Genomic DNA, 18,509 nt, shown 5'->3' with positions numbered 1-18,509 from the left:
CGATTTTCACCGTAACTCCCAGTAGCTCGGCCGACTGTAGTTTTCCTTCAGCAGGTCGATGAACAGGCGTACCCGCAATGGCAGGTGCCGGCGCTGCGGAAACACGGCATAAATACCCATCGGCGGCGCCTGCCAGGCATCGAGCACCGACGTCAGCCGCCCCTCCTTCAGATCGCCGCCAACCTCCCACAACGAACGCCAGGCCAGGCCGCGCCCGGCCAGCGCCCATTCATGCAACACCGCACCGTCGTTGCATTCGAAACTGCCGCCGACCTTCAGCGTCTCAACTTCGCCGCTGTCCGGATTGCGGAACACCCAGCCGCGCTGCTGCCCCAGCGACAGGCAATTGTGCCGCGCCAGATCATCCGGTGTGCGCGGCACGCCATGCTCGACCAGGTAAGCCGGACTGGCAACGACCATCCGGCGCATTTCGCCCAGGCGCACGCTGATCAGGCTGGAGTCGGTCATTTCCCCGATGCGGATGGCGCAGTCGATGTTCTCGTTGATCAAGTCGACCAGACGATCGCTCAGGTTCAAATTGACCCGGACTTCCGGATTGGCCCGCATGAAATCACCCACCAGCGGTGCCACGTGCTGACGACCGAAACCGGCCGGCGCCGACACTTTCAGATAGCCGCTGGCCTGCACGCCACCGAGCGACACTGCCGCCTCGGCATTGGCCAGGTCATTGAGCAGTTTCTGGCAATCCTCAAGAAACGCCTGCCCCTCGAAAGTCAGCGTCAGCTTGCGCGTCGTACGCAGCAGCAGGCGTACGCCCAGACGCTCCTCCAGCGCATCGATACGGCGGCCGATGATGGCCGGCGTGACGCCTTCGAGGCGGGCCGCGGCAGAAAGACTGCCGCGAGTTGCGACACTGACAAACGCTTCTATCTGCTTTAGCCGGCTCATTTAATACCCAGAGTAAAAGATGAAATGATTCTAGCCGCCTTTCCTGTCTTATAGAAGACCCATAGAATGCACCCATCAAAACTATTTCCATCACTCTTTACCGGAGATTCATCATGGCCATCAACCTCCCCGCCGGCGTTCAAATCACCGCCCCGATCAAGCCCGAATGGGAATCCATCCTGACCACCGAAGCGCTCGAATTCGTCGCCAAGCTGCACCGCGCTTTCGAGGCCCGCCGCCAGGAACTGCTCAAGGCCCGCGTTGACCGCCAGGCTCGCATCGACGCCGGCGAAATGCCCGACTTCCTGCCGGAAACCGCCCACATCCGCAACGGCGACTGGAAGGTCGCCCCGGTGCCGGCCGCCCTGCAATGCCGCCGCGTCGAAATCACCGGCCCGGTCGAAGCCAAGATGATCATCAACGCCTTCAACTCGGGCGCTGACTCCTACATGACCGACTTCGAGGATTCCAACAGCCCGAACTGGGAAAACCAGATCCAGGGCCAGGTTAACCTGTACAAGGCGATCCGCCGCGAACTCTCGTTCAAGAACGAGAACGGCAAGGAATACAAGCTCAACGACAAGATCGCCACGCTGCAGATCCGTCCGCGTGGCTGGCACCTCGACGAAAAGCACGTCCTCGTTGACGGCCAGCGCGTCTCCGGCGGCCTGTTCGACTTCGGCCTGGTCTTCTTCCACAACGCCAAGGAACAGATCGCCCGCGGCGCCGGCCCGTTCTACTACCTGCCGAAGATGGAAAGCCACCTCGAAGCCCGCCTGTGGAACGACGCCTTCGTCCTGGCCCAGGACCACGTCGGCCTGCCGCAGGGTACGATCAAGGCCACCGTGCTGGTCGAAACCATCCTCGCCACCTTCGAGATGGAAGAAATCCTCTACGAACTGCGCAACCACTCCGCCGGCCTCAACGCCGGTCGCTGGGACTACATCTTCTCGTGCATCAAGAAGTTCAAGAAGAACAAGGACTTCTGCCTGGCCCAGCGCAGCGCCATCACCATGGAAGTGCCGTTCATGCGCGGCTACGCTCTGGCGCTGGTGCAGGCCTGTCACAAGCGCGGCGCCCCGGCGATGGGCGGCATGTCGGCGCTGATCCCGATCAAGAACGATCCGGTGGCCAACGAAAAGGCCCTGGCCGGCATCCGTCACGACAAGACCCGCGACGCCAACGACGGCTTCGACGGCGGCTGGGTCGCCCACCCGGGCCTGGTGCCGATCGCCATGGAAGAGTTCGTCAAGGTGCTGGGCGACCGCCCGAACCAGTTCGACAAGCAGGTCGAAGGCAGCTTCGGCCCGGCCCAGTGGCTCGATTTCCGCCCGGAAGCCCCGATCACCGAAGCCGGCCTGCGCAACAACATCAACGTCGGCATCCACTATCTGGGTAGCTGGCTGGCCGGCAACGGCTGCGTGCCCATCCACAACCTGATGGAAGACGCCGCCACCGCCGAAATCAGCCGCTCGCAAGTGTGGCAGTGGGTGGTCTCGCCGAAGGGCGTCCTCGACGACGGCCGCAAGGTCACCGTCGAAATGGTCCGCCCGATGATCGCCGAGGAACTTGCCAAGGTGAAGGCCTCCGTTTCCGCTCAAGGCGAAGACACCGCCAGCTACGACAAGGCAGCCGTCATCTTCGACGAAATGTCGCTGACCCCGGAATACCCGGAGTTCCTGACGCTGCCGCTGTACGAAGCGATGGCGTAAAAAGACAAGAAGCGGAGAGAGACTGAACGCCGGGGCAACCCGGCGTTTTTTATTGAATTCTGCGGTCGACCGCAACAAACTGACAAAAACGCCGGGACAAGCCGTAGCGGATTATTGACCTTGATCAAGAAACCCGCATTTTGCTCGGACCGACCGACCTAACACCTTGGTCGTACCCTACCCCTCGGACATAATGACGCTCTTCCGAAACCGCATTGCCGGAACCTCATCGTGAATCTCAACACCAAGGTCACCCTCTTCTTCATCGCCATCGCCGCGACCCTGCTGGCCGTGCTGGTGGCGATCAGTCTGTATGCATTCCGCAGCTTCTCGATTGCCTCGGCTACCGACCATATCCAGACGGCGGGCGAGGTGGTTCGTGTCCATCTGACGGAAGCCATGATCAATGGCGTCATCGACCGGCGCGAGAGTTTCCTGAATCGCATGCTGGAAGTGCGGGGCCTGCGCTCGGCCCGGGTCGTCCGCTCGCCGGAAGTCGAACGCCAGTTCGGCGCCGGGCTCAACGTCGAGAGCAAGCCAGACACCATCGAGCGTCAGGTGATGGCAGGGGGTAAGCCTTCGTTCGAGGTTTACGAGGAAAACGGCGATACCATTTTCCGCGGCACCATTCCCTATATCGCCACCTCGCACGGCACACCGAATTGCCTGCAATGCCATCAGGTCGACGAAGGCACCGTGCTCGGCGCGGTGACCATGACCATGTCGATCGACGGGCTGCGCCAGAAAGCCCTGGCGACAGTTGCCGGCATCACCGGTGCCGTCACGGTTTTCGCCATCCTGCTGGTGCTGCTGCTGCGCCGCCTGCTGCGGCCGATCTCGGAGACGGCGACCGAAGTCGAACTGGCCGTCCAGCGGGCGCTTGAAGGCGATTTCAAGGCCCAGGTCAAGCAACGGACCAACGATGAAATCGGCCAGATCGCGAATGACATGAACCGCCTGTTGCGTTTTCTGGACACCGGCCTGAACCGCATCGGCATGAGCGTGGCCAAGCTGACCGAGCGCACGGCAACCCCCGGGGAGAACCTGCTGAACGCGACCATCGAGATGGTCGACGGCCTGTCCAAGGCGGCGCACTTCAAGCAGGCCATCGAGGAAGACGAAACCAAATCGGAAATCTACGAACGGCTGTCGACGACGCTGATGAAGGAATTCGAGCGCAAGGAGTTCTCGCTCTACGAGATCGCCAGCAACAAGAAGCAGATGAAGAGCATCATCGTCGATGGTCAGGCCGCCGACGGCTGCCGCTGGTGCGATCCGGAAATCCTGGTCCGCCCCGAGGCCTGCCGCGTCCGCCGTACCGGCCATGTCGTCGACAGCATCGACAACCCGGGTATCTGCTACGCGTTCCAGCCGCCGCCGGATGCCAGCGACCGTCGCCACGTCTGCTTCCCGATCATCCAGTCCGGTGCTGTCGGCAGCATCGTGCAGATCATCTGCGCCCCGGATGAAGAGAAAAAACTGCAGGAATGCGCGCCGCTGCTCCAGGTCTACCTGCGCGAAACCGCGCCAGTGCTGGAAACCAAACGCCTGATGGAAAGCCTGCGCGATTCGACGCTGCGCGACCCGATGACCGGCCTGAACAATCGCCGCTTCCTCGAGGAATATGTCGAAACCCTGGTTGCCGGCGTCCAGCGCAAACGCGCCCACGCCGCCATCCTGATGCTCGACCTCGACTACTTCAAGATGGTCAACGACACCCACGGCCATGATGCCGGCGATGCCGTGATCAAGTCGCTGGCCAACGTGCTCAAGCAGTCGGTGCGCGCCTCCGACCTGGTCATCCGCTATGGCGGCGAGGAGTTCCTGATCATCCTGCTCGACAGCAGTTCCGAGCAGGCATTCCAGATCGCCGAAAAGATCCGCGCCGAGGTCGAGGCGTTGAAAATACAGATCGGCAGCATCGTCCTGAAGAAGACCATCTCGATCGGCATCGCCGACTTCCCGGGCGACAGCTCCACCTTCTGGCAGGCAGTCAAGTTCGCCGACATCGCCCTGTATCAGGCGAAGGAAACGGGGCGCAACCGGGTGATCCGCTTCACCAAGGAAATGTGGTCGAGCGACGAAGACTATTAATTACCAGAAGTAAAATATCCTTCGCTTTTTTACCGGCTTAACAAAACAAAAAGGCGCAAATACACTGGGCGGACATTCTGTCACGGAGTCCGCCCATGCTCGCCGCCCTTTCCTTGCTGCTGCTGTGCCAGTTGATCGGCGAAGTGCTGGTCCGCTGGCTGGCCCTGCCGGTTCCCGGCCCGGTCGCAGGCATGTTGCTGCTGTTCCTGATCCTGCTGCTGCGCGACGGCCCCGATGAAGAACTGCGCACCACCAGCCAGAACCTGCTGAAGCATCTGTCGCTGCTCTTCGTGCCCGCTGGCACCGGCATCGTCCTGCATCTCAACCGGGTCGGCGACGAATGGCTGGCGCTGTTGCTGTCGCTGCTGCTCAGCACCGTACTGACGCTGGCCGTTACCGCCGGCGTGATGCAGCTGTGCCAGCGCCTCACCCGCAAGGACGCCGCATGACGCCGCCGATCGGGGAAATCTGGGTCTACCTGTCAGCCTCGCCGCTGCTCGGCCTGACCATCACGCTGCTCGCCTACCAGGCGGCGCATGCGCTCTACCTGCGCAGCGGGCAACATCCACTGGCCAACCCGGTGCTGATCGCCGTCGCCATTCTTGCCGGTTTGCTCGGGTTGACCGGAACATCGTACGAAACCTACTTCGACGGCGCCCAGTTCGTGCACTTCCTGCTCGGCCCAGCCACGGTTGCGCTCGCCGTGCCGCTGTACACGCAGTTCCGCCGGGTCCGCAGCATGCTGCTGCCGATTTCCGCCGGCTTGCTGGCCGGCAGCACCACCGCCATCGTTTCGGCCGTGCTGATCGCCCGCCTGTTCGATGCCAGCACCGCCACCCAGGCCTCGCTGGCACCGAAGTCGGTGACGACGCCGATCGCCATGGGCATCGCCGAGCGCATCGGTGGCCTGCCTTCGCTGACGGCGGTACTGGTGATTTTTACCGGCGTCCTCGGGGCGATCATCGGCGGCAAGGTGTTCACGCTGATCCGCATCGACGATCCGGCGATCCGCGGTTTTTCGCTCGGCGTTGCGTCACACGGCATCGGCACCGCCCGCGCCTTCCAGATCAACGAACAGATGGGCGCTTTTGCCGCCCTGGCGATGGGTCTGAACGGCCTGCTCACGGCACTGCTGCTGCCGGGCATTGCCGACTGGCTGCTCAAGTAAGGGTAAGTACCAATGGCCGATCCCGGCGGGTCGGCCAAGAATCCCGTCATGTTCCCCAAGCCTCCCGCTCCTTCGCCACACCAGACCTGGTTGTGGAACGCGCCCTACCTTGCCGTCGGCATCTTCGCGCTGGCCATGCTGATCATCACCGGTCTGCTGCAGTGGCGCGAACATGACACGGCGAAGTCGGCGCTGGAAGGCGACATGCACTGGGCCGAACGAACGCTGGAGAACCGCCTGTTCAGCCACATCGACTTTCTCGGCGAACTGGGACGCGACCAGGAATTCCTGCAACTCGACTACGAGGCCTTCCAGGTCCGCTCCACCCGGCACGTCCGGGAAAATCCCGAACTGCATGCGATCATCTGGGTCGACACCGATGGCTACGTGGAATGGGTGGCGCCGAACGAGTCGACCGCAACATTCGTCGGCGAACGCCTCAGCGGCGTGCGCCTGGCCGCGTTGCAGGAAGCCCTGCGCATTCGCCGGGAAGTCGTCTCCTCGGATTACCCGGATGTCGACCGCCGGCCGCTGCACGACATCATCATTCCGGTACAGCGCGGCAGCGCCGACCTGGGCGCCTTCATCGCTGTCCAGTCACTGGAAACCCTGCTCCGCGTTTCCATGCCCACCGCCTTCACCACGCGCTACAGCCTGAGTGTGGTCGACGCGCAGGAACGCGAGGTTTTCAGCAACACCTCGGTCAAGCCGAGCGACCGCCAGATTTCCGGGCGCATCAACCTCAACCTGCCGAACAACCGCCTCGGCCTGGAAATCGTCGCCTACCGCGGCGGCGGCGTCTGGCTGACCTTCCTGCCGACGCTGCTGATCATCATCCTCACCGGCATCACCTCGGTCACCATGCTGCAGTTGCGCCGCCACGCACAGCGCCGGGCCGAAACCGAGGAACAGCTGCGCGCGGCCTACGCCTTTCGCCAGGCGATGTCGCAGTCACTGATCACCGGCCTGCGCGCCATCGACCTGGAGGGGCGGATTTCCTTCGTCAATTCCGCCTTCTGCCGCATGACCGGTTTCGAGGAGAGCGAACTGGTCGGGATCAAGCCACCCTACCCGTACTGGCCGCCCGAAGAGTTCGCCGCGCTGCAACACACCATCGACACTGCACTGGCCGGCAAGGCCCCGGCCGGCGGCTTCGAGATGCGGATCATGCGCAAGAGCGGGGAACGCTTCTACGTCCGCCTCTATTTCTCGCCGCTGATCGACACCCAGGGCCGCCAGATCGGCTGGATGGCGTCGATGAACGACATCACCGAGCCGCGCCGCGCCCGCCTCGAGCTGGAGCGTGCTCACGAACGTTTCGAAACGGTGATCGATGGTCTCGATTCGGCCGTGCACGTTGCCGACCTGGAAAGCGGCGAAATCCTCTTCGCCAACCGGGCATTCCAGAGCATTTTCGGTTTCGACGCCGTCGGTCGCGACTCCGCTGTCGTCACCGAGCCCTGCCACCCGGAGCCGGAAGAACTGAACCGCGACCCCGCCACGCTGAAGCCCGAAGACCTGCCGTGCGAACTGTTCGACGGCGAAATCCGTCACCAGTTGTCCGGCCACTGGTATCACCTGCACGAGCGCGCCATCCGCTGGGTGGACGGGCGTACCGTCAAGGTCCAGATCGCCGCCGACATCACCGACCGCAAACATATCGAGGAGGTCAACCTGCAACAGCAGAAGCGCCTCGACCAAACCTCGCGACTGATCACCATGGGTGAGATGGCCTCGTCGCTGGCCCACGAACTCAACCAGCCGCTATCGGCGATTGCCAACTACTGCGCCGGTTGCGTCAAGCGCATGCAGGCCGGCAACTACCGCACCGACGATCTGCTGGCAGCGATGCAGAAAGCCTCCGACCAGGCCGAACGCGCCGGCAAGATCATTCGCCGCATGCGCGACATGGTCAAGAAGGGCGAGCCGTACCGGCAGGCAGTCGGCCTGCTCGAACTGATCGACGAAGCACGGGCCTTTGCCGACATCGAGGCGCAGCGCAGCAGCACGCAACTGGTGGTCAACATTCCGGAAAACCTGCCGCGCATCGTCGTCGACCGCATCATGATCGAGCAGGTGCTGCTCAACCTGATCAAGAATGGCATCGAGGCGATGAGCGGCCTGCCGCCGGAATCCCGGCGCCTGTTCATCAGCGCCCGCAGCAAGGACAGCCGCACCGTCGAGGTAATCATTGCCGACCAAGGACACGGCCTGCCCGAGGAAGACCTCGACCGCATCTTCACCCCGTTCTTCACAACCAAGCCGGACGGCATGGGCATCGGCCTGCCGATCTGCCGATCCATCATAGAATTTCACCAGGGACGGCTGTGGGTGGAACGGCGCCGCGAGGGTGGCACCGCGTTCCATTTCACCGTCCCCCAGGAAGACAAGGATGAACACGATGAGTGAAGTTCAACAAGTCATTTACGTTGTCGACGACGACGAAGCCATGCGCGATTCAATGAGCTGGCTGCTCGAAGGCGAGGGCTATGCCGTCGCCTGCTTCGAATCCGGCGAGCACTTTCTCGCTGCCTACCACGACGGCATGCGCGGCTGCCTTGTGCTCGACGTCCGGATGCCGGAAATGAGCGGGCTGGAGTTGCACGAACACCTGGCCGACCGCGGCTCGGCCCTGCCAGTCATTTTCGTCACCGGCCACGGCGACGTGCCGATGGCCGTGGCCGCGCTGCAGCGTGGCGCCTGCGACTTCATCGAGAAACCCTTCCACAACGAGGACCTGCTCGGCCGCATTCGCCGGGCACTCGCCGTCGACTGCCAGAACGCCAGCCGGCGCAAGCGCACCGATGCCATCGCCCAGCGCTTGGAACAACTGACGCAGCGCGAACGCGAAGTCATGGACCTGGTGGTTGCCGGCAAACTGAACAAGCAGATTGCCGACGAACTGAATATCAGTATGAAGACCGTCGAGGCACACCGCGCCCGGGTCATGGACAAGATGGGCGCCCGGACGCTGGCAGAACTGGTCCGGGCGGTAATGCAGACGACTAAAGAGGAATGATGTCGTCGCCGCCGGTACCGAACTGACCGTTGAAAGTGTTCAACTGGCGGACTTCCTTGCGCCGCATCAGCTTTTCCTGAACCTTCGGCGGCAGGTCGGTAAACAGGATGAGCCGCTTGGCAATCAGCAATTCGATCATGTCCTCGATGACCCGGATGAAATCACGATCAAGCTCAGAGAGCTCGTTCTGCCGCCAGCGATCATGGATGTACTGCAACACTTCCGGATTGTCTGCCGCCAGTTCTTCCGTGGCGCCGGCGGTTGGCGCCGGATGCAGATCGCATATCCGTCCAGCAACATCTCGTTCTGCGTAAAGCATGCATCTACTCCATCATCATCGTTTGCCGGCAGTCTGCACGACACCGGCCGCCTTGGCAATCCGGCCGGCAACTCAGTAATTGCGCACGGGCGCCGTAGGCGGCATCTTCGGTTTGCCGAAATACGTCGCCGGCGGCACCTTGAATTTCGGTTCCGCAGCAGGCGCGGACCTGTTCTGCTGAATGATCCGTACCGACTGCTCGCTGCTCTTGTTGCGGCTGGCGCTGACCTCCAGCGTCGACGCCCGCTGCGGGCTGGGACGATCAAAGTGCTCGCGCGCCAATCTGACCCGCTCGGCGGCAATGCGCCGGTCGATCGCCTCGGTGGACATCTTGCGTTCTGCCAGCGTCTTGCGCATATTGAGCAGGATTTCCAGTTCCTTGCTCATCGCCAGCGAACGCTGCAGCGTGCCCCATTTCTCCTTTGGCTGCCCGACCGCGATGTTGAATTCCTCGGGATTGCTGACCATGCGGGCAATGCCCAGGTTGTTGTTGCGCATGGCCCATTCCAGCGCGCCATCGCCCCAGTCATTGCGCACATCACGCTGCGCCCCCTTTTCCATCAACTTGCGCACCAGCGACTCACGCCCCTCATGCACCGCCATCATCAGGACGCTGGAGCCATTGGTCGTCTGCGCGTCGATATCGGCGCCCTGTTCAATCAGGAAATCGGTCACCGTCTCGTGCCCGCCGAACACCGCGTAGTGCAACGGCGACCATTGCTTGTCGGGCGCGTTGACCCGGGCGCCACGTTCGATCAGCCATTTCACCGCGTCCTGCTTGCCACGCCAGGCAGCCAATGCCAGCGGCGACTCACCGTTGGCATTGAGCAGGTTGATGTCGGCACCGCGCGAAATGAACAGCCGCATCAGTTCGATATTGCCTTCCCAGGCGCCGATCATCAGGCCGGAACCAATGCGGCTGCCCATGAAGTCCGGCGGCAGGCCGGCATCAAGCCAGGCGGTTGCCAGCTTGATGTCGCCGAGTTCCATCTGGTTCGAAAACCCCGCCGGATCCGGCAATTTCACTTCACCATTGCCCCACCACTGGGCCTGGGCAGGAAAAACCGCTGCCATCCCGATTATCATTGCCAGACTGAATCTTCTCACCGCGTCGTTCATCGACATCCCCGACCCTACTGAACAACGCACATTCTCTCATGCCGCGAACGCTTCGCCCCCTCCTTGCCGCCATCGGCTTTTCCCTGCTGCTCCACGCGCTGCCGTTCGCCAGTGCGCTGCTGCCCCCGACAAAACCGGCCAAACCACCAGCCAGCCAGCCGCTGCAGGCGACACTGAGCCCCCGTCCGCAAGCCGCCCCCAATCCGACCTTCATACTCCCCGAACCGGAACCCGAACCGCCCCATGAAGCGGCCGCCCGGCCCGTGGAAAAAAAGCCCGCTCCTGCGGTCGACCGCAAGAAAACAGCAAAAACCTGGACCCAGGCCATCCGGGAACAGTTTTCCGAACAGCAGCGCCAGGGCCTGTTCTATCCGGAAGAAGCCATCCGCCAGGGACTGCAGGGCGAAGCCCTGGTTTTGCTGATCCTTGATGAAGGCGGGCAAGTGGTGGCAGCCCGGATCGAGGAAAGCAGCGGCCACGTCCTGCTCGACGACGCTGCGCTGAAGGCAGTGCGCCGCTTGCGCACACTACCTTCCGACGCCCCGGCGGAATCCCTGCTGCCCGTGCGTTTCCGGTTACGATAGTACAAAAACAACAAATCAAATAAAATCATTAAAATACCGCTTTTCAGGTATCACCAAATCGCAACTTGCTGATACTCTGTATGAATAATCACATACCAGCCATAGGGAGATTCAACATGAGCGCACTAGCCAACCTGCGGGTAGCCACACGCATGCAACTCCTGATCGGTCTGACCTTGCTCGGATTGATCGTTCTCTGCCTGGTCTCGCTGTTCCAGTTGAAGGACAGCATGCTTGAAGACCGCAAGCAGAAGACGCGGGATCTGGTCAATGTCGCCGCCGGCATCATCAGCCATAACCACCAACTGGCGATCAGCGGCAAGCTATCGGAAGAAGAGGCCAAGAACGCTGCCCGGGAAAGTCTGCGCGGATTGCGTTATGGCGAGGACGACTACTATTTCGGCTTCGATACTACTGGCGTCTATTTCCTGCACGGTGCCAGTCCGAAAATGGAAGGCCAGCTCAAGATCGACATGCAGGACACGCATGGCAAGCACATCATCCGCGAATTGATCGCGGCGGCCCAGGCCGGCGGTGGTTTCGTCGATTACTGGTTCCCGCGAGCCGGCCAGCAGCAAGCCGAGCCAAAACTGGGTTATGCGACCTTGTTCAAGCCGTGGAACTGGGTCATCGGCACCGGCATCTACATCGATGACGTCGACAAGGAGTTCCGCCAGAGCGCCTGGTTGCTCGGCAGCATTTCTGCCGTCCTGCTCGGCGCCCTGGTCTTCTTCGGTTTCCTGGTCAGCCGCAGCGTGTTGAATCAGCTTGGCGGCGAACCCAAGGCTGCAACCGAAATCATGGAACGCGTGGCCAGCGGCGATCTGACGGCCAATATCGCCCAAGCACCGGCCGGCAGCCTGCTGCATGCGCTCGGCGGCATGGTCACCTCGTTGCGCCAGATGGTCAGCGAAATCAACGGTGACGCCAACCGCCTGGTCGACAACGCCGAGAAGATTGCCACGGCATCCGACGGCGTCGCCCGGGCGGCTGAACAACAGTCCGATGCCACTTCGGCGATGGCTGCAGCAATCGAGGAACTGACGGTCAGCTCCAACCACATCTCCGACAGCGCCCGCGATACCTCGCACGACTCGATCGCCGCAGTTGAATTGTCCGGCCAGGGTTCGGCGCGTGTAGACCAGGCTTCGCAGGCAATCCAGCAGATTTCGAATACCGTCTCCGACGCCTCGACCCGCATCCATGCACTGGAAGAAAGAGCCAGACAGGTTTCCAGCATTGCCAACGTAATCAAGGACATCGCCGGTCAGACCAACCTGCTCGCGCTCAATGCCGCAATCGAAGCGGCCCGCGCCGGCGAACAGGGACGCGGCTTCGCGGTCGTCGCCGACGAAGTGCGCAAGCTGGCCGAACGGACTTCACTGGCCACCACTGAAATCGAACAGATGATCGTCGGCATCCAGGGTGATACCGTCGGTGCCGTCGAAGCGATGAACGCCGCACTGCCTGAAGTTCAACAGGGCGTCGAACTGGCAGCCTCAGCTTCGGAATCGCTGCGCGAGATCGAGGAAGGCGCCCGGCGCACGCTCGCCCGTATCGGTGAAGTCGCCGACGCGACCAAGGAACAGAGCACTGCCAGCACGTCGATCGCCCAGCGCGTCGAGCAGATCGCCAACATGGTCGAGGAAACCACCGACACCATCCGCGGCACCGCGGCGACCGCGCATCAGTTGCAGGGCATTGCCGTCAGCCTGAAGCAGCTGATCAGCCGCTTCAAGGTCTAGATCGCGCCGTCGGCCCGCAATTCAGCAATGCGGGCCGCGTCGTAACCCAATCTGGCGAGTACGGCATCGGTGTGCTCGCCCAGCGCCGGCCCGATCCATTCGGTAGCGCCAGGTGTCTCCGACAGGTTCGGGACGATACCCGGCATGCGGAACGGCTTGCCGTCAGGCAAGGTCGCCGTCTGGAACATCTGCCGGGCAATGAATTGTGGGTCGGCGAACATGTCGACCGCAGAATAGACCCGCGACGACGGCACTTCGGCCTGCGCCAGCACGGCCAGTACCCCGGCCTCGTCGTGGCCGGCGCACCAGGCGTCGATCACTGCGTAGATCTCGTCGCGCCGGGCATCGCGCCCGGCGTTGTCGGCCAGCGCCGGATCGTCGGCCAGGTCGGGACGGCCGATGGCCAGCATCAGGCGGCGGAAGATCGCATCGCCGTTGGCACCGATGGTGACATGCTTGCCATCCTTCGTCGTGTGCGTGTTCGACGGCGTGATACCGGGCATGATGTTGCCGCTGCGTTCGCGGACAAAGCCGAAGACATCAAACTCCGGCACCAACGACTCCATCATCGCGAACACCGCTTCGTACAGCGCGACATCGACGACCTGCCCGGCACCGCCATTGACCTCCTTGTGCCGCAAGGCCATCAGCGCACCAATCGCGCCCCACAGCGCGGCGATCGAATCGCCAATGGATATGCCGGTGCGCACCGGCGGCCGGTCGGCGAAACCGGTGATGTAGCGCAAGCCGCCCATCGATTCACCGACCGCGCCGAAACCCGGCTGATCCTTGTACGGCCCAGTCTGGCCAAAACCGGAGAGACGGACCATGACCAGGCCAGGATTGTCGGCCTTCAGTTGCTCCCAGCCCAGGCCCAGCTTTTCCAGCACGCCGGGGCGGAAGTTCTCGACCAGGATGTCAGCCTCGGCGATCAACCGGCGCACGAATTCGCGCCCGGCCGGATGCTTCAGGTTGGCCGTCACCGATTTCTTGTTGCGTGCCTGCACGTACCACCACAGCGAGGTACCCTCGTAGACCTTGCGCCACTTGCGCAGCGGATCGCCACCATCGGGCGCTTCGACCTTGATCACCTCGGCGCCGAATTCAGCCATGATCCGCGTGCAGAACGGACCAGCGATCAGCGTACCGAGTTCGACAACCTTCAACCCGGCCAGTGGTTTTTGCATTTCGCTCATCTCACGGCTCCCAGTGCTCGACCGGCAAATGTTCGCCCCACAGGCGGTCGACCGTAGCAATTACAGCGGCTGGAGAACCGCTGGTCGCCACCATCAGCCGACCATCACCACCGCCCTGCAATGCACCGGCCAACAACAGGCGCTCCAGTTGCCGGGCCACCGCTTCACCGGTATCGAGCAGCGTGACACCGGCCGGCAGGCGCCGCGAAATCGCCTCGGCTACCCACGGATAATGCGTGCAGCCGAGCACCACGACATCGGCCCCCGCCACCGCCAGCGGCGCGACGAAACCATCGAGCAGCGTCGCCACTGCGGGGCTGTCCGGCCCCTCGCGCTCGATCGCCTCGGCCAGTCCCGGACAGGGCTGGGCAATCACCTGCGTGCCGCCGCCATGGTTGCCAACCAGACGCTGAAAACGCTCGCTGGCCAGCGTCCGCGTCGTCGCCAGTACACCGATCACGCCGCTGCGACTGGCCAGCGCCGCCGGCTTGACGCCGGGCTCGAGGGCGACAATCGGCAAATCCACCGCCGCCCGGATCGCCTCCGCCGCCGCCGCTGTCGCCGTGTTGCAGGCGATCACCAGCGCCTTGGCACCACGCCGGACCAGCGCCTCGGCAATCGCCACCCCGCGCTCGCGCAGGAAAGTCTCCGGACGGTCGCCATAAGGCAGGAAACGGGTGTCGGCGAAGTAAAAATAGTCCTCGTGCGGCAGGCGGGCGCGCAAGGCACGCAGAACGGTCAGGCCGCCGAGGCCGGAGTCGAAGACGGCGATGGGGTGGGTCAAGGGGGAGTCCGTTGGGGGTATTGGACAGCATTATGCCATTCCTCACTTTCAATCCTTGCTGCTGAGTATTGCGGGGGGCCTTCATCAAGCTTTGTTTTCCGCCTTGAGGGCGGGCGTACTTTCTTTTGCTTCGCCAAAAGAAAGTAGCCAAAGAAAAGGCGACCCCTGGGTCGGTGCCGGCTGCGCCGGTCCCCTGCGCTACTCGAAACGCCGGGCGGCTGCGGAACTCGGGGCTGCGCCCCTCAAACAGTCCTCGCCGAATGCCCCCGGCGTTCCTGCGTTGCTCGGCACCTCTCAAGGGGCCCGGAAAGGCGTCCGGGCTGAACAAGTTGGAGCGGTTTTTGCCTGTTTTGCGCGGTCGACCGCAATATTTAATTAAAAACCCTGGCGCTGGCACCCGGACGTTTTTCGGGTCCCCATGTGGAGCGCCGAGCAACGGAGCTGCTGGCGGAAAAAGGGCGAGGACTGTCTGAGGCCCGCAGGGCCGAGTTCCGCAGCCCCCGCCAGCAGCGAGTAGCGCAGGGCAGTCGGCAACGCCGACCGCGTAACCTGGGGTCGCCTTTTCTTTGGCTACTTTCTTTTGGCGAAGCAAAAGAAAGTACGCCCGCGCCTCAAGCGCGGAACCCCCTGCCCGTTTCAGCCCACCCTACCAACAACAGCCAGCACCGGCCGCTCGCCAACCCCTTTCTTCAACGTCAGGTAACGCAGACAGGAAACTCGCAGAAAGGAAGAAAAATTGTCGATTTCGCCGCGATATTCGAGCAGTTCATCGTACAGCTTGGCAATCAATTGGTTGGTCGTGAAGCCGTCGCTCGCCGCCAGTTCGGCAAGGATGTCCCAGAACAGGTTTTCCAGGCGGATCTTGGTGACACAGCCGTGAATGCGCAACGAGCGCGAACGCGACTCGTAGAGGATGGGATCGGCCTTGACGTAAAGCTCGCACATGCGGTTCTCCCGGAGGCGATGGGCGGCCGAGGCTGGCCGCCCAATTCGGACATCAGGCTTCGATGCGCGTTCCCAGTACTTTCAGGAACTTGGCCAGCCAGTCGGGATGCGCCGGCCAGGCGGGAGCCGTGACCAGGTTACCGTCGACATGTGCCTGATCGACGGGAATTTCGGCATAGTTGCCGCCGCCGGCGGTGACTTCCGGCGCGCAGGCCGGGTAAGCGCTGCACGAGCGCCCCTGCAGCACGCCGGCGGCGCTGAGCAACTGGGCGCCGTGACAGATCGCGGCGATCGGCTTGTTGCTGCTGGCAAAATGCTGCACGGCGGCGATTACCTTGGGGTTGAGGCGCAGGTATTCCGGGGCGCGGCCGCCGGGGATGACCAGGGCGTCGTAGCTGGCGACGTCGAGTTCGTCGAAGCTGGCGTTGAGCGTGAAATTGTGGCCCGGCTTTTCCGAATAGGTCTGATCGCCCTCGAAATCGTGGATCGCCGTGCGCACCTGCTCGCCGGCCTTCTTGCCCGGACAGGCGGCATGCACGGTGTGACCGACCATCAATAGCGCCTGAAAGGGCACCATGGTTTCGTAGTCTTCGGTGTAGTCGCCGGTGAGCATCAGGATTTTCTTGATCGCCATGTTTGTCTCCATTATTGGTTTAGGAGCGGCTATCTTGAACCCGTTGGCGACCGACCGGGTAGCAGCCCGGTACTACCGCATGCGCTGACGCCGCCAGCTCACTCCGGCCGGCGAAACTCGTCCGCGATCCAGGCCTCGGCGCTGGCCACCCCCAGCTTGAACTCCGGCCCCACCCGGACTTCGGCGATCAATTCGCCGGCCATGTCGCGGGCACCCAGTACGGCGTAGGGATCGTCCTCGTCGGGCACGATGTCGAGGCTCACGCAAATCGGCCCGTCCGGGCCGTCGACCGTCAGTTTCTTGTGCAGCATGGCGTGCAGGTGGTGCTCGTGCCGGCGCAGGACTTCCGAGGCGGTCTTGACCAGGGTCTGGAAGGCGCTGACGTCGAGCGGCTTGGGGTTTTTCTTGTCGCGCCCCATCGTCCACGGGCCGACCAGTGCCGGTTCGGATTCGCCGTCCTTGATCATTTCGACGGCCCAGCCCTCGTCGTCTTCATTCTTGATGACGCGGGCTGTCCAGCCATTGTTGCGCCACAGCCGTGGCTCGTTGATGGCGGCGGTCGGATCGGCCTCGACGGCCTCGTTGCTTGCATGTGATGTCATGCCCGAATTGTACTGCCCGCAACGAAAGAAGCCCCCTTGCGGGGGCTCCATCAGACCGGGATTATTGCCCGGCTTCGCATTTCTTCATGAACGAGTTCTTCGCCGCCCCGGCCAGCGGCTTGCCGTTCTTGTCGATGGCCCGGGCCTCGCAGCTCTTGCCCGGCGTCTGGCGCTCACGCTCGCACTTCTTGATCGACGAAGCCTTGGCAGCCCCCGCCAGCGGCTTGCCGTCCTTGCTGACCGCCAGCGCCTCGCAATCGGTGGCGGCAGCCATGGCAACACTGCTGGCAAACAGACAGGCCAGGCCCAGGGAAATGATCTTTTTCATTGCACTATCCTTTTTCAAGAGTGGGTCATTTACATGCGCGCGATCATCGCGTCGCCGAAATCGGAGCAAGACAGTTCATCGGCGCCATCCATCAGGCGGGCGAAGTCGTAGGTCACCTTCTTGTCGCAGATTGCCGCTTCCATCGCCTTGATGACGAGGTTGGCAGCTTCCTTCCAGCCCAGGTGACGCAACATCATTTCGGCTGACAGAATCAGCGAGCCAGGATTGACCTTGTCAAGGCCGGCATACTTCGGCGCGGTCCCGTGCGTCGCTTCGAAACAGGCGTACTGGTCGGAAATGTTGGCGCCCGGGGCAATGCCGATGCCGCCGACCTGCGCCGCCAGCGCGTCGGAAATGTAGTCGCCGTTCAGGTTGGTGGTGACGATGGTGTCGTACTCGGCCGGACGCAGCAGGATCTGCTGCAGGAAGGCATCGGCAATGGAATCCTTGACGATGACTTCGCGACCGCTGTTCGGATTGCGGAACTTGCACCACGGACCGCCATCGATCAGTTCGGCACCGAATTCCTCGATGGCCACCTTGTAGGCGGTGTCGCGGAACAGGCCTTCGGTGAACTTCATGATGTTGCCCTTGTGCACGATGGTCAGCGACTTGCGGTCGTTGGCAATGACGTACTTGAGCGCAGCGCGCACCAGGCGGGTGGTACCTTCGATGGAAATCGGCTTGATGCCGATCCCCGAGGTTTCCGGGAAACGGATCTTCCTGACGCCCATTTCCTTCTGCAGGAATTCGATGACCTTCTTCGCGCCCTCCGACTGTGCCGACCATTCGATACCGGCGTAGATGTCCTCGGTGTTCTCGCGGAAGATGACCATGTTGGTCAGCTCCGGGTGCTTCAGCGGCGACGGCACGCCCTTGAAGTACTGCACCGGACGGACGCACTGGTAAAGGTCGAGCTCCTGGCGCAAGGCCACGTTCAGCGAGCGGATGCCACCGCCGACCGGCGTCGTCATCGGCCCCTTGATCGACACCGAATATTCCTTCAACGCGGCGAAGGTTTCCTGCGGCAGCCACTCGTCCGGCCCGTAGATGCGCGTCGATTTCTCGCCGGCATAGACCTCCATCCAGTGGATCTTCCTTTTTCCGCCGTAAGCCTTGTCGACCGCAGCATCGATGACCTTGATCATGACCGGCGTGATGTCGATGCCGATACCGTCGCCTTCGATGAACGGGATGATCGGATTGTCCGGGGTCGGCTGCCCCGGGACAATTTTCGCACCACCTTGCGGAACCTTGATGTGAGAAGCCATATCCACACTCCTTGCTTGTTATGTCTGACGTCTTGACGTCCAGTCTCCCCCGCGGCTGACATCGCTGGCGAGCAGCAGCA

At 62.6% G+C, this 18,509-nt stretch carries 18 protein-coding genes; 8 read left to right on the top strand and 10 right to left on the bottom strand.

Features of this window, described 5'->3' with window-relative positions:
• Nucleotides 1-6: 6 nt before the first annotated feature.
• Nucleotides 7-909 (bottom strand): LysR family transcriptional regulator, encoded by a 903-nt coding sequence (locus tag BJN45_RS10530; protein WP_076094959.1) that lies wholly within the window; start codon nucleotides 907-909, stop codon nucleotides 7-9.
• A 113-nt stretch (nucleotides 910-1,022) separates the two neighbouring features.
• Between BJN45_RS10530 and aceB the strand changes: the two genes are divergently transcribed.
• The 6 genes from aceB (at nucleotide 1,023) to BJN45_RS10500 (ending at nucleotide 8,902) form a co-directional block, all read left to right on the top strand.
• Complete coding sequence (aceB, locus tag BJN45_RS10525; protein WP_076094958.1) at nucleotides 1,023-2,621, top strand: malate synthase A; 1,599 nt, start codon at nucleotides 1,023-1,025, stop codon at nucleotides 2,619-2,621.
• A 231-nt stretch (nucleotides 2,622-2,852) separates the two neighbouring features.
• Nucleotides 2,853-4,715 carry a diguanylate cyclase gene (locus BJN45_RS10520; RefSeq protein ID WP_076094956.1) on the top strand — a complete coding sequence of 621 codons (1,863 nt, stop codon included), beginning with the start codon at nucleotides 2,853-2,855 and terminating at the stop codon, nucleotides 4,713-4,715.
• 95 nt (nucleotides 4,716-4,810) lie between these two features.
• The gene (locus BJN45_RS10515; RefSeq protein ID WP_076094954.1) at nucleotides 4,811-5,164 is read left to right on the top strand and encodes a CidA/LrgA family protein; all 354 of its coding nucleotides are present in this window, start codon (nucleotides 4,811-4,813) and stop codon (nucleotides 5,162-5,164) included.
• A complete protein-coding gene (locus BJN45_RS10510; protein WP_076094952.1) occupies nucleotides 5,161-5,883 on the top strand; it encodes an LrgB family protein in 723 nt (240 codons plus the stop codon). The genes BJN45_RS10515 and BJN45_RS10510 overlap by 4 nt, the downstream gene beginning before the upstream one ends.
• Nucleotides 5,884-5,931: 48 nt before the next feature.
• Nucleotides 5,932-8,292, top strand: a complete 2,361-nt coding sequence (locus BJN45_RS10505) for a PAS domain S-box protein (RefSeq protein WP_076095282.1) — start codon at nucleotides 5,932-5,934, stop codon at nucleotides 8,290-8,292.
• Entirely contained in the window at nucleotides 8,285-8,902 is a 618-nt protein-coding gene (locus BJN45_RS10500; RefSeq protein WP_076094950.1) for a response regulator transcription factor, read from the top strand. Before BJN45_RS10505 ends, BJN45_RS10500 begins: the two co-directional genes overlap by 8 nt.
• On the opposite strand, the gene BJN45_RS10495 is transcribed toward BJN45_RS10500, so the two are convergent.
• Nucleotides 8,889-9,221 (bottom strand): hypothetical protein, encoded by a 333-nt coding sequence (locus BJN45_RS10495; RefSeq protein ID WP_076094948.1) that lies wholly within the window; start codon nucleotides 9,219-9,221, stop codon nucleotides 8,889-8,891. The genes BJN45_RS10500 and BJN45_RS10495 overlap by 14 nt on opposite strands.
• A 72-nt stretch (nucleotides 9,222-9,293) precedes the next feature.
• On the bottom strand, nucleotides 9,294-10,295 hold the full coding sequence (locus BJN45_RS10490) for an ankyrin repeat domain-containing protein (protein WP_076094946.1): 1,002 nt from the start codon (nucleotides 10,293-10,295) through the stop codon (nucleotides 9,294-9,296).
• Nucleotides 10,296-10,378: 83 nt separating this feature from the next.
• Between BJN45_RS10490 and BJN45_RS10485 the strand changes: the two genes are divergently transcribed.
• Both BJN45_RS10485 and BJN45_RS10480 read left to right on the top strand, forming a co-directional pair.
• Nucleotides 10,379-10,924, top strand: a complete 546-nt coding sequence (locus BJN45_RS10485; RefSeq protein WP_076094945.1) for an energy transducer TonB — start codon at nucleotides 10,379-10,381, stop codon at nucleotides 10,922-10,924.
• Nucleotides 10,925-11,040: 116 nt separating this feature from the next.
• A complete protein-coding gene (locus BJN45_RS10480) occupies nucleotides 11,041-12,669 on the top strand; it encodes a methyl-accepting chemotaxis protein (RefSeq protein ID WP_076094943.1) in 1,629 nt (542 codons plus the stop codon).
• Here the strand turns inward: BJN45_RS10480 and BJN45_RS10475 are convergent.
• From BJN45_RS10475 to icd, 7 genes are all read right to left on the bottom strand, one after another.
• A complete protein-coding gene (locus BJN45_RS10475) occupies nucleotides 12,666-13,865 on the bottom strand; it encodes a CaiB/BaiF CoA transferase family protein (protein ID WP_076094941.1) in 1,200 nt (399 codons plus the stop codon). The genes BJN45_RS10480 and BJN45_RS10475 overlap by 4 nt on opposite strands.
• A 1-nt stretch (nucleotide 13,866) precedes the next feature.
• On the bottom strand, nucleotides 13,867-14,649 hold the full coding sequence (murI, locus tag BJN45_RS10470; RefSeq protein WP_076094939.1) for a glutamate racemase: 783 nt from the start codon (nucleotides 14,647-14,649) through the stop codon (nucleotides 13,867-13,869).
• 636 nt (nucleotides 14,650-15,285) lie between these two features.
• Nucleotides 15,286-15,594, bottom strand: coding sequence for a ribbon-helix-helix domain-containing protein (locus BJN45_RS10465; RefSeq protein WP_076094937.1), 309 nt, complete (start codon nucleotides 15,592-15,594; stop codon nucleotides 15,286-15,288).
• Nucleotides 15,595-15,646: 52 nt separating this feature from the next.
• Nucleotides 15,647-16,228, bottom strand: coding sequence for a DJ-1/PfpI family protein (locus BJN45_RS10460; RefSeq protein WP_076095280.1), 582 nt, complete (start codon nucleotides 16,226-16,228; stop codon nucleotides 15,647-15,649).
• A gap of 98 nt (nucleotides 16,229-16,326) precedes the next feature.
• Nucleotides 16,327-16,830 carry a hypothetical protein gene (locus tag BJN45_RS10455; protein ID WP_076094936.1) on the bottom strand — a complete coding sequence of 168 codons (504 nt, stop codon included), beginning with the start codon at nucleotides 16,828-16,830 and terminating at the stop codon, nucleotides 16,327-16,329.
• Nucleotides 16,831-16,891: 61 nt separating this feature from the next.
• Nucleotides 16,892-17,158, bottom strand: a complete 267-nt coding sequence (locus BJN45_RS10450; protein WP_076094934.1) for a hypothetical protein — start codon at nucleotides 17,156-17,158, stop codon at nucleotides 16,892-16,894.
• A gap of 29 nt (nucleotides 17,159-17,187) precedes the next feature.
• Complete coding sequence (icd, locus tag BJN45_RS10445; RefSeq protein WP_076094933.1) at nucleotides 17,188-18,429, bottom strand: NADP-dependent isocitrate dehydrogenase; 1,242 nt, start codon at nucleotides 18,427-18,429, stop codon at nucleotides 17,188-17,190.
• Nucleotides 18,430-18,509 lie beyond the last annotated feature (80 nt).

This window comes from Azonexus hydrophilus, from assembly GCF_001956855.1.
In the GTDB taxonomy this organism is placed as follows: domain Bacteria; phylum Pseudomonadota; class Gammaproteobacteria; order Burkholderiales; family Rhodocyclaceae; genus Azonexus; species Azonexus hydrophilus_A.
The sequence above is the reverse complement of the archived record's forward strand: the minus strand, read 5'-3'. Positions and strand labels throughout refer to the sequence as shown.

Excerpts from the sequence above, each read along its gene's own strand:
- BJN45_RS10530 (WP_076094959.1), bottom strand. The coding sequence starts at position 909 with ATGAGCCGGCTAAAGCAGATAGAAGCGTTTGTCAGTGTCGCAACTCGC.
- aceB (WP_076094958.1), top strand. The coding sequence starts at position 1,023 with ATGGCCATCAACCTCCCCGCCGGCGTTCAAATCACCGCCCCGATCAAG.
- BJN45_RS10515 (WP_076094954.1), top strand. The coding sequence starts at position 4,811 with ATGCTCGCCGCCCTTTCCTTGCTGCTGCTGTGCCAGTTGATCGGCGAA.
- BJN45_RS10510 (WP_076094952.1), top strand. The coding sequence starts at position 5,161 with ATGACGCCGCCGATCGGGGAAATCTGGGTCTACCTGTCAGCCTCGCCG.
- BJN45_RS10505 (WP_076095282.1), top strand. The coding sequence starts at position 5,932 with ATGTTCCCCAAGCCTCCCGCTCCTTCGCCACACCAGACCTGGTTGTGG.
- BJN45_RS10500 (WP_076094950.1), top strand. The coding sequence starts at position 8,285 with ATGAGTGAAGTTCAACAAGTCATTTACGTTGTCGACGACGACGAAGCC.
- BJN45_RS10495 (WP_076094948.1), bottom strand. The coding sequence starts at position 9,221 with ATGCTTTACGCAGAACGAGATGTTGCTGGACGGATATGCGATCTGCAT.
- BJN45_RS10490 (WP_076094946.1), bottom strand. The coding sequence starts at position 10,295 with ATGGCAGCGGTTTTTCCTGCCCAGGCCCAGTGGTGGGGCAATGGTGAA.
- BJN45_RS10485 (WP_076094945.1), top strand. The coding sequence starts at position 10,379 with ATGCCGCGAACGCTTCGCCCCCTCCTTGCCGCCATCGGCTTTTCCCTG.
- BJN45_RS10480 (WP_076094943.1), top strand. The coding sequence starts at position 11,041 with ATGAGCGCACTAGCCAACCTGCGGGTAGCCACACGCATGCAACTCCTG.
- BJN45_RS10475 (WP_076094941.1), bottom strand. The coding sequence starts at position 13,865 with ATGAGCGAAATGCAAAAACCACTGGCCGGGTTGAAGGTTGTCGAACTC.
- BJN45_RS10465 (WP_076094937.1), bottom strand. The coding sequence starts at position 15,594 with ATGTGCGAGCTTTACGTCAAGGCCGATCCCATCCTCTACGAGTCGCGT.
- BJN45_RS10460 (WP_076095280.1), bottom strand. The coding sequence starts at position 16,228 with ATGGCGATCAAGAAAATCCTGATGCTCACCGGCGACTACACCGAAGAC.
- BJN45_RS10455 (WP_076094936.1), bottom strand. The coding sequence starts at position 16,830 with ATGACATCACATGCAAGCAACGAGGCCGTCGAGGCCGATCCGACCGCC.
- BJN45_RS10450 (WP_076094934.1), bottom strand. The coding sequence starts at position 17,158 with ATGAAAAAGATCATTTCCCTGGGCCTGGCCTGTCTGTTTGCCAGCAGT.
- icd (WP_076094933.1), bottom strand. The coding sequence starts at position 18,429 with ATGGCTTCTCACATCAAGGTTCCGCAAGGTGGTGCGAAAATTGTCCCG.